At 67.9% G+C, this 8,970-nt stretch carries 11 protein-coding genes and 1 pseudogene; 2 read left to right on the forward strand and 10 right to left on the reverse strand.

The window, feature by feature from the left end:
• The 7 genes and pseudogenes from APR04_RS29955 to APR04_RS29985 form a co-directional block, all read right to left on the reverse strand.
• Positions 1 to 474: IS5 family transposase (locus tag APR04_RS29955; RefSeq protein WP_308292409.1), on the reverse strand; the 474-nt coding region annotated here is incomplete at its 3' end.
• A gap of 52 nt (positions 475 to 526) precedes the next feature.
• A complete protein-coding gene (locus APR04_RS29960; protein WP_253878239.1) occupies positions 527 to 1,528 on the reverse strand; it encodes a cytochrome d ubiquinol oxidase subunit II in 1,002 nt (333 codons plus the stop codon).
• Positions 1,525 to 2,937, reverse strand: a complete 1,413-nt coding sequence (locus APR04_RS29965) for a cytochrome ubiquinol oxidase subunit I (protein ID WP_253878241.1) — start codon at positions 2,935 to 2,937, stop codon at positions 1,525 to 1,527. The genes APR04_RS29960 and APR04_RS29965 overlap by 4 nt, the downstream gene beginning before the upstream one ends.
• Positions 2,938 to 3,111: 174 nt before the next feature.
• Positions 3,112 to 3,294 carry an MBL fold metallo-hydrolase gene (locus tag APR04_RS29970; protein WP_253878243.1) on the reverse strand — a complete coding sequence of 61 codons (183 nt, stop codon included), beginning with the start codon at positions 3,292 to 3,294 and terminating at the stop codon, positions 3,112 to 3,114.
• Between the two features lie 76 nt (positions 3,295 to 3,370).
• Positions 3,371 to 3,652: a hypothetical protein gene (locus APR04_RS29975; protein WP_253878245.1), complete on the reverse strand. Its 282-nt coding sequence runs from the start codon at positions 3,650 to 3,652 to the stop codon at positions 3,371 to 3,373.
• A 13-nt stretch (positions 3,653 to 3,665) separates the two neighbouring features.
• A pseudogene (locus APR04_RS31410) lies at positions 3,666 to 4,123 on the reverse strand (YciE/YciF ferroxidase family protein).
• Positions 4,124 to 4,338: 215 nt separating this feature from the next.
• Positions 4,339 to 4,770 carry a DUF1440 domain-containing protein gene (locus tag APR04_RS29985; protein ID WP_253878249.1) on the reverse strand — a complete coding sequence of 144 codons (432 nt, stop codon included), beginning with the start codon at positions 4,768 to 4,770 and terminating at the stop codon, positions 4,339 to 4,341.
• A gap of 799 nt (positions 4,771 to 5,569) precedes the next feature.
• Here APR04_RS29985 and APR04_RS29990 point away from each other — a divergent pair.
• Together APR04_RS29990 and APR04_RS29995 are read left to right on the forward strand one after the other, a co-directional pair.
• Entirely contained in the window at positions 5,570 to 6,589 is a 1,020-nt protein-coding gene (locus tag APR04_RS29990; RefSeq protein WP_253878251.1) for an ATP-dependent DNA ligase, read from the forward strand.
• A gap of 217 nt (positions 6,590 to 6,806) precedes the next feature.
• Positions 6,807 to 7,316, forward strand: coding sequence for a DUF2231 domain-containing protein (locus APR04_RS29995; protein WP_253878253.1), 510 nt, complete (start codon positions 6,807 to 6,809; stop codon positions 7,314 to 7,316).
• Between the two features lie 129 nt (positions 7,317 to 7,445).
• Here the strand turns inward: APR04_RS29995 and APR04_RS31220 are convergent, their stop codons facing one another.
• The 3 genes from APR04_RS31220 to APR04_RS30010 form a co-directional block, all read right to left on the reverse strand.
• Positions 7,446 to 7,859 (reverse strand): class F sortase, encoded by a 414-nt coding sequence (locus APR04_RS31220; protein ID WP_253878255.1) that lies wholly within the window; start codon positions 7,857 to 7,859, stop codon positions 7,446 to 7,448.
• Between the two features lie 242 nt (positions 7,860 to 8,101).
• A complete protein-coding gene (locus APR04_RS30005) occupies positions 8,102 to 8,743 on the reverse strand; it encodes a DUF4142 domain-containing protein (RefSeq protein ID WP_301313151.1) in 642 nt (213 codons plus the stop codon).
• On the reverse strand, positions 8,716 to 8,970 hold a 255-nt coding region (locus APR04_RS30010), incomplete at its 5' end, for an integrase core domain-containing protein (protein WP_253878259.1). The genes APR04_RS30005 and APR04_RS30010, both read right to left, overlap by 28 nt.

The raw sequence follows: 8,970 nt of genomic DNA on the forward strand, positions 1-8,970 counted from the left end.
CTTCTGCCCCTGCTCCGCAGCGGCATGGACCTTCGTGCTCAACCCGCCCCGCGAGCGGCCCAGTCCGTGATCATCCGGCTCGGTACTCACACCACCAGGCGGTTCCTTCTGCAGCTCCGGATGCTTCCTGGCGCCGGCCGCGTGCTGATGCGCCCGAGCGATCGTGGAGTCCACGTTCAGGTCCCACTCGATCAGACCGGCCCCGTCCGCCACGGTCCGCAACCGGTCGGCCAGCAACGCCCACGAACCGTCGCGCTGCCAGTCCCGGAACCGCCGATATACCGACATCCAGGACCCGTACCGGTCCTGCGGGACGTCTCGCCACGAGCAACCCGCCCGGGTCCGCCACCGGATCCCATCGATCTGCCGCCGCAGAAACCGGGCCTTGCGCCCTCGCCTCTTGACCGGCAACAGCGGCTCCAGGACCGCCCACGCCTCATCACTCAGATCATGTCGTCCCGCAATGTCCACCACGACCCCGCAGCATGCCGAACCCGCAGGTCAAACCACCAATCCGAAACACGCCCTAGTGCTGGGCCCACTCCGTGCTCTGGGTCAGCCGGAACAGGTACACCAGAGGCGGGACCACGATGATCCCGGCGATGGCTGCGACGAGCAGCAGGGCTCGGAGGGTCGCTGGCGCGCCTGCTGCGTCACTGATGGTGACCTCGTCGACGAGCAGCCACGGGTACTGGGCGGCGCCCCAGCCGACGATGACGGACGCGACGGCGACGACAGCGCTGACCCGCGCCGCGCTCGGCCGGTTCCGGGCGAGGAGGACAAGGGCCACGATCCCGCCGAGGATCGAGGTCGCGATGAGGGGGGCCGCCCGCCCGGTGAGCCCTTGCGCCAGGGTGGGTGCGTCCTGCGTGATCGGGACGAGCGACCCGAGCACGAGGGCACCGGTGACCGCTCCCACCATCAGCGTGTGACGGCGTAGCCGGGCGGCGAGCTCGTCGTGGCCGGCACGGGTCGCGTCGGCAGTGAGGAACGTGCCGGCCAAAAACGCGCAACAGGCGACGGTGATGACGCCGGCCAGCAGCGAGGTGGTGTTCAACCACGACGACCACAGGTCGCCTTGGCCGTCAGCCGGGACGCGCCCCGAGGCGATGGCACCAGCTACGGTCCCGAGGAAGAACGGGGCGATGAGCGAAGAGCCGGCGAAGAGCGCGCCGTGCACGCGGGCTTGCGACAGAGTGGGGGAGTACTTGCGGAACGCGAAACCCGCGCCACGCAGCACGATGCCGAGCAGCGCGAACAGCAGCGGCAGGATCAGGGTGGACATCGCCGCCGCGAAGGCTGACGGGAAGCCGGTCCACCAGGTCACGAGCACGTAGATCAGCCAGACGTGGTTGGCCTCCCACACCGGGCCGATGCTGTGGTCGATCTGTGTGCGCAGCTCTGCACCGCGGGCGGCGCCTCCCGCAGTGATGTCGTAGAACCCGGAGCCGAAGTCGGCACCGCCGAAGACCGCGTACGCGACCAGACCGACGAACATGGCCATGGCTACCGCAAGCTCGATGGTCATGCCGGTCGCTCCTTGCCGGCCGTCTTGTCCTGCAGTCCTGCCTCGGGCCCGTACGGGCTGGGTAGGTCGTGCTCTCCCTGCCGCCAGCGCCGCGCCATCGATCGCAGCACCAGCACGGCGCCGACGGTCATGCAGGTGTAGACCACCGCTGTGACGGCCAGCAGCCACCACAGGCCTGGGTAGTCGCCAGCTGCCTCGGAGGTGCGCATGACTCCGTAAACGACCCACGGTTGCCGCCCCACCTCGGTGGCGATCCAGCCCGCCTCCACGGCCACGACGGCGAGGGGGCCGGTCGCCACGCAGAACCCCAGGAACCACGTGTGGTCAAGGAGCTCACGTTTGCGCCACCACCGGACGGCCCAGTAGACGACCACGGCAAGGGCGAGCAGAGTGCCGATCGCGATCATCGTCTGGAACGCCCAGTGCGTGATGTTCACTGGTGGCTGGTCCTCCAGCGGGATGGTGTCCAGCCCCCGAACCGGGGCGGTGAAGGAGTTCTGGGCGATGAGCGACCCGAGCACCGGGATATCGATGGCCCCGTAGACCTCGCCGTCGACCAGCACACCGCCGAGGCGCAGCGGTGACGGGCTCTCCGTGGTCGTGGCGAGCTCGAACGCGGCGAGCTTGGCGGGCTGCCGGTCACCCAGGCCGCCGCCGAGCAGGTGCCCGATGACCGGCTGTATGACGGCCGCCACGCTGGCGAAGGTGAACGGTATGAGGAACCCGAGCCGGTGGTGGGCGTCGCGGCGTCCGCGCAGCATGCCGACGGCGTAGACGCCCGCGATCGTGAAGCCGACGAGCATGTAGGCCGCGACCCACATGTGAGCGAACTGCAACCCGGCGATGGGGTTGAACATCGCGGCCCAGGGGTCGACGTCGGTGACCTCGCCGTCGACGATGCGGAAGCCCGCCGGGGTGTTCATCCACGCGTTGACGGAGATGACGCAGAACGTGCCCACCACTCCGGCGATCGCCATCGGCACCACCATGAGCAGATGGCGGCGCGGTGGCATGCGCCCCCACCCGTAGAGGTAGATGCCGAGGAAGATCGCCTCAACGAAGAACGACAGCCCTTCGAGAGCGAACGGCAGCCCGAGGACATCGCCGAAGGTACCCATCAGGCCCGGCCACAACAGTCCCATCTCGAAGCTCAGCACCGTGCCCGAGACCGCTCCGATCGCGAACAGAACAGCCGAGACCTTGGCCCATCTCTGTGCCAGCACCAACGCGATCGGCTCCTTGCGCACAAGGCCCCGCCAGTGCGCCACGAAGATCATGGCGGGGAAGGCCACGCCGAACGACGCGAGGATGATGTGCCATCCCAGGGTGAGCGCCATCTGCTGGCGGGCGGGAAGCAGACCGGCCGGGTCCACAGCCGCCGCCAGGGACAGGGCGTCGTGCGCTACCACCGGGTGAGCCTTCGGTGGGGCGGCGGCAGCAAGCCTTGGCCGGTGTAGTGCTTGCGACCGCAACTGCCCGTCATACGCACCTCTCGCCTGGTCTGATGCGGTGCGGCGGCGCCATCGAGAGGAGGACCGCGCCACCGCTTCTCGACGCTAAGGTCGCCCCGCCACGCTCGCACTTCAAGCCGCAATGTCCGCAGGGCGATGCCCAAGCTCGCGCAGCGCCTGGCCGAATAGGGCCCAGGTAGCCGGAAGACCTGTGTCGACCATCAGCAGGTGTCCGCCGTCGTCGCGGACGAGGTGGAAGTCGACGTAGGCGCGTTCGACGCGGTGCACGCCACCGACAACTTCGGCCACTACCACGCGGCCCCTCTTTCGCTTGTGCGTCTCCTGCGCCCGGCGCGCCGGGCGGGAGCCGACCCTTCGCGGGCCTACAAGCTCATCTGCGCACGAGCTTGAAGAAGGTGCTACCGCCACCGCCCGAGCGCTCTGCCTGGTAGAGGAACGCCAGCCCCGCATCCTCGAACTTCTCGAACCAGATCTCCCAGCTGATCGGTTCGAGCTGGTCCTCGCCCGCGCCGCCGGGGAAGTCGATGCGCAACACACCGGCCTCGCCGCCGTCGTCCGTGCCGCGCACGCTCGCCGGGGTACCGCCGTTCTGCTCCACCCAGCTGCGGATCTCGTCGTGGTCCGTCGTGGTCTTGCTCTTCGAGTCAGACATGTCGCCTCCCGTGCTAGTTAGCGGCCGCAAGTGCCGCGCTGACCGTGCCCGGCAGCTTCTGCTCGAGGAATCGCGCCATGGCTTCTTCCTCGCGCAAGATATCCGTCAGACGTACGGCCGCGTTCTCGGCGCCGATCTGATCGCATGCGTCGATGTGCTCCGCTGCGTAGTCGGCGAGGGCGTTCTTGACCATGGTGTCGGCCATCGGCCTGTTGGCCATTCCCTGCATCGCGCCGTACATCTTGCCGAACATTTCCTTGCCGCCAGAGACCTTCCCGTCGAGCGACTATAGATACAACTCTGAACGGTCTCGGCCTGACGTCGGGTCTCCTCGACGTGCCGATCGATGCGAGACTGCACCTCCGCATCGCCGTCGGCGTCCCTCACGTGCCGCTCCAAAACCTCGACCAGGGCTAGCTCCATCGCGTGCGCGTCGTTCAGCCAGTCGATGACCTTCTCGCGTGATGTCATATCGATCCTCCGTCGCGTCGTGCGTGGCGCTGCGGCCACTCCGCTCAGGTGCGTGACGCAGCACCGCCTGTCGGCGTCGCCTGTTCTGGACCTTCCTCCACCGTAGGCAGAACGCCGCCGCTAGCAAGTGCGGCCAGGCCCGTTCGGCCGACAGGCTGCTTGATCATCGGCACGCTGACGTGCGGGCAGTCCTCCGTCCAGCGTGCGACTGGAGGCTATCGGGCCCGGTCGAACAGCTTCAGCAAGCTCTCGGTCACGACACCCAGAACAGTGTGGGCGACCAGCCCTCGAACGTGCGCCTGCCACGGGTAGGCGGTGGGACCACTGGCTACCCCGAGCAGCGGCGCGGCCACCTCGTCATTCATCGCGAACAGCCCGAACCCGTACAGCGCACCGTTGCCCGCCCGCACGCCCGGTACCTCCCGTCGCGCCACCGCGTAGAGCGCGCCGGGCACCGCACCTAATCCGTAGTGGACCGCGAGCCCAGCGGCGTTGGGCTGCTCTGCCGGTACCTGCAGGCCGGTCACCTCACCGGCCTTCGCGACCATCGCGTGTGCTACGTCACGGCCGCCCGGTCGAGCACGGTGCTCCTGCGCAAGCGCCGAGGGGTCCTCCCAGTTGTACATGAACCAACCGAGACGGTCCATCACCCAGACCCCGGCGGCTCCAGCGACCGCGCCCAACACCATCTCAACCGCAATCGGCCGCTGTGGACCAGAAGTGTCGTGGCTCGGAGGCCGCACCTCGAGTTGGTCTCCGGAGCTCGGCATATCCCTGACCCGCGCCTCGCGCGGCTCGCTCCGCATCGATTGCTCGCTCATGGCATCTCTACCTTCGGTTGCCCTCAACTGCAAGACTCCGAGGCACCAGGCGGGTACGCAACTTGACGCCGGCAGACCGCACACGAGAGCGCCACGGAAGCCGCCATGGGCGCGATGAACAGCCAAGCACCGGAAACAGCGCGACAGCCCGGCAGATACTGACCGCACTCACCAGCTTCCGTAACAGCGAGGTCAGTGCTGCCGCTCCCGGGGGACCCCCGCCTCAGGAAAGAACGGCTTCTTCCGAGGCCAGTGCGCGCCACCCGCCAGCACAACGCGCCACCGAAAGACGAAAGTCGCACCTGACATCAGGAAAGCAATGCCGGAAGGGGGCTATCCGCCGGAGCCCCGTCGCAAGATCCTTGACCTGCATGATGCCCATCGAGCCCGAGACTGTCTACGCTAGTCAGAGCCCTATGGCCCTCGCGGTCTGACTCATCAACGAAGACGGGTCGAGCGTTCCTTGGGCAGTCCCGCCATGACCATGCTCGCAACACGCATAAAACGCCCTCTGTGCCGCGCCCGCATGCGGTCTGGTCGCTGGTGGGTGAATGTGGACTCATTGAAACGGGGGTCCACGATGCCGACGACCATCGGAACGTACTGTCAGAGTCAGGGCTGAGAGATGGCACTGCCTCGCGGGCTCACCGGCCCGGTCCAGGTGGCCCTCGCTCGCGCGGTCGAGCAGATCCCGCACGTCGGCGCGTTGCCCGGCGGGGCCAGGTTCGAGCCCAAGTGGGACGGCTTCCGTGTGGTCGTCACGCGCGACCACAGCGGCGCTCACCTGTGGTCGCGCCGAGGCACGGACCTGACATCGACCTTCCCGGAGATCACCTCTTCGGCGAGCGACCAGATCGAGTCTGGGACCGTGCTGGATGGCGAGGTGGTCATCTGGTCCGGTGGCCGTCTTGACTTCGCGGCGCTCCAGACACGGATGGGCCGCGGCTCTCGGAACGCCGCGGTGCACGCGCTGCGCCACCCCGCGTCCTACGCGTCGTTTGACGTTCTGGCCCATGCCGGTCGAGACATCCGAAACCTGCCGCTCGACGACCGTCGAAGGGTTCTCGAAGAGCTCGCTGCTGCCTGGGAGCCGCCCCTGAACCTCTCACCGGTCACCGACGACCGCTCGACAGCCACCGAGTGGTTCGAGAACTACGCTCTGGTCGGGATCGAGGGCCTGGTTATCAAGGGCGGAGCGCAGCCCTACCCGACCGGCAAGCGCGGCTGGTTGAAGGTGAAGCACCGCACCACACTCGACGTCGTGTGCGGGGCGGTAATCGGCACACGCTCCTCACCACAGCAGGTGGTGGCAGGCCTGCCGGTCGGCGAGGCCCTGCGGATCGTGGGACGGACCGGTCCGCTGTCGCCGCCGGCTCGACGCGCCCTGGCACAGTGGCTCGTCCCACCGGCCGGTGAACATCCGTGGCCGGCGCAGGTGTCGCCCACGGCGCTCGCCCGCTTCAATACCAGCAAGGGCCCCGTCGACCTCACACTCGTGGATCCGGTCGTCGTCGAGGTGAGCGCCGACGTGGCGTGGGACGGACAGAGCTTTCGACACATCCTGCGGTTCGTGCGGGCACGTCCGGACACCGAGGTCAGCAGCGTCACTGCGCCGGATAACACCGGCGCTCACATGGCGCAGTAGCCGTGCGGCGACGGGTCAGCAGACAAACAATCGCGAGACAGCGATGCCGAGGCGACTCTAGGCACGGGTGATCGGCCCACGCACCTCCTTTGATGGGGATCTCATGGTCGCCTCACGGCTTCGAGCGAGTGATGGCAGACGCGGTTAGCGTGGCAGTTCTGCAGGAAGTGACGCCGGCCGTCAACCGGCAGGCGTCCCAAGTCGGGAGAGGTGCGAGATGGAGAGCAGGGCCAAGGCCGCAGGACATGCGGTCCATCAGCAGTTGATCGTCTTCCCGCTCGGGCTGCTCGCCACAGCGGTCGTGTTCGATGTGATCGGCCTTCTGGCCGACGATATCCGGTTCGCCTCCGCGTCGTATCTCATGATCGCTGCAGGTGTCCTGATGGGGGTGGTCGCGGCGGTGTTCGGCCTGATCGACTACCTCGCGATCCCGCGCGGGACTCGGGCCAGGCGCGTCGGCATCCTGCACGGCGGGGGGAACGTCGTCGTGCTCGTCCTGTTCACCCTGAGCTGGCTGGTGCGTGCGGGGACTGTGGGCAACGTCCCGGATGCCGCGGCGCTCATCCTCGCGCTGGCCGCAGTGGTCCTTACGGTCGGCACCGCGTGGCTCGGAGGGGAGCTGGTGGATCGGCTCGGTGTCGGCGTCGACGACGACGCAGGCCTGAACGCCTCGACAAAGCTCACCACCGGGATCTCGATACGCCGTGCTCAGGGGGCGAAACCCTGACAGCGGCTCGACCGTCCCTGTCCGCCAGTGGGGGGTGCCCACGCTCCCGGTCCGCCCGGCGCGGCGTCGGAGGACGCCACCACTGGGGGCACCGCCCAGCGGAGAACGGCTTGGGCTACGTGGCGAGGATCACGACGTTGTCGGTGTAGTGCTGCGTGGCCCGGTCGAACGTTCCCCGCAGGTGATCAGGACCAGCCGCGGCGCGCCGTCGGACCGGAACAGATCGCGCGGCAGGCCCTCGTCCTTGGCGTACGAGCGGCGTTCTGTGATCTGGTAGCTGACGTGCGCCCCGTCAGCCGTGACGACGTCGATCCGGGTACCTATCGGGGCATCGATCAGCCGTGCCATCGCGCCCGTGCCGCGGCCGGTCGCGTCCATGTGAGCGGCGACCACGGTCGTTCCTCGGAGGGAGCCGGGAACGGCGCCGCTGGACCACCAGCCCAGGACACTCGGATCTTCGGGAACCTCGAGCACACCGGTGGCGTCGACCCCGACAGGGACGACGTCGGCCGCTACGTCGATGGTCGGCACGTTCACACGCACGGGTGCCTCCACCGCCAGCGGCCGTACGGCAGTTCGCGCGGACGGCGCTGGACCGGCATCGCCTGCGGCGCGTCGTGCGCTGCCGGTGTCGGATGTCGCCGCGGCGGCGACGTCCGACACCGGCAGCGCTGGAGGCTGAGCGAGGAACCATCCGCCGGCGGCGAGGCACAGTGCTCCGACGGACAGCAGGACGGTAGGAGCCGCCCCAGGACGTCGTGTGCGGGTTCCGCGCTGTCTGGGGCTCATGCCTGGCGGCGCCGCACGAGGAACAGGCCGGCCACGATGATCCCGGCGAGGCCGGTCCCCACCAGGGCGAAGCCGAGCGCATGGGGTGACGTCGCCGCCTGCCCACCCGTACCGGCGGGAACGGACGTCGGGACACCGAGGTCCTGGGCTGTGTCCATGAGTGTGTCGAGGTGCTTCTGCACGACGGGAGCGGCGGTGTCCGCCAGGTCCATGACTGCTTGCTCGGTGCCCTGCGCGAGTTCTTCCTCGCCCATGGAGAGCGTGTGCCGGTGTGCCGTGATCTGAGACTCGACCCAGGCCATGTCGAACGCCTCGCCGGACTGTGCCGAGACGGACTTGAGGGTCGCCTGCTGCTCTTCGGTGGGCATGGACGGCAGCGTGACACCGAGCTCTTCGGCGACCGCCATCAGGTCGGCATCGAGCTTCTTGTGGTCGTCGATCAGCATCTGACCGTGCGTGCGCACGGCTTCGGTCGTGGCCATCTCGACGGCTGCCTCGCCCGCCGCGATCTCGGCCAGGTTGCCTTGATGTGCGGCGACCAACCAGTCCTGGTCCTGCTGTGATGGTGTGAGGGGCCCTAAGAATTTCGGACAGTTGATTCCGATGATTCTTACGCCGCGATATTCGCCGTATGCCAGGCCTCTTCGACTTCGTTCGGTGTACGGTAACCGAGCGTGGAGTGGAGCCTTCTGGTGTTGTAGCGTAGTTCGATGTAGCGGGTAATGTCAAAACACGCGTGATCGCGAGTTGGATACTCAGTGCGGTAAACACGCTCGTTCTTCAAGGTGCCGTTGAACGACTCGGCCCACGCATTGTCGTAGCAGATCCCGGTGCGTCCCACGGACCGGGTGATGCCCAGCTTCTG

The sequence above is a fragment of the Promicromonospora umidemergens genome (assembly GCF_024171995.1).
GTDB lineage: Bacteria > Actinomycetota > Actinomycetes > Actinomycetales > Cellulomonadaceae > Promicromonospora > Promicromonospora umidemergens.

Excerpts from the sequence above, each read along its gene's own strand:
- APR04_RS29975 (WP_253878245.1), bottom strand. The coding sequence starts at position 3,652 with ATGTCTGACTCGAAGAGCAAGACCACGACGGACCACGACGAGATCCGC.
- APR04_RS29985 (WP_253878249.1), bottom strand. The coding sequence starts at position 4,770 with ATGGACCGTCTCGGTTGGTTCATGTACAACTGGGAGGACCCCTCGGCG.
- APR04_RS29995 (WP_253878253.1), top strand. The coding sequence starts at position 6,807 with ATGGAGAGCAGGGCCAAGGCCGCAGGACATGCGGTCCATCAGCAGTTG.
- APR04_RS29960 (WP_253878239.1), bottom strand. The coding sequence starts at position 1,528 with ATGACCATCGAGCTTGCGGTAGCCATGGCCATGTTCGTCGGTCTGGTC.
- APR04_RS29990 (WP_253878251.1), top strand. The coding sequence starts at position 5,570 with ATGGCACTGCCTCGCGGGCTCACCGGCCCGGTCCAGGTGGCCCTCGCT.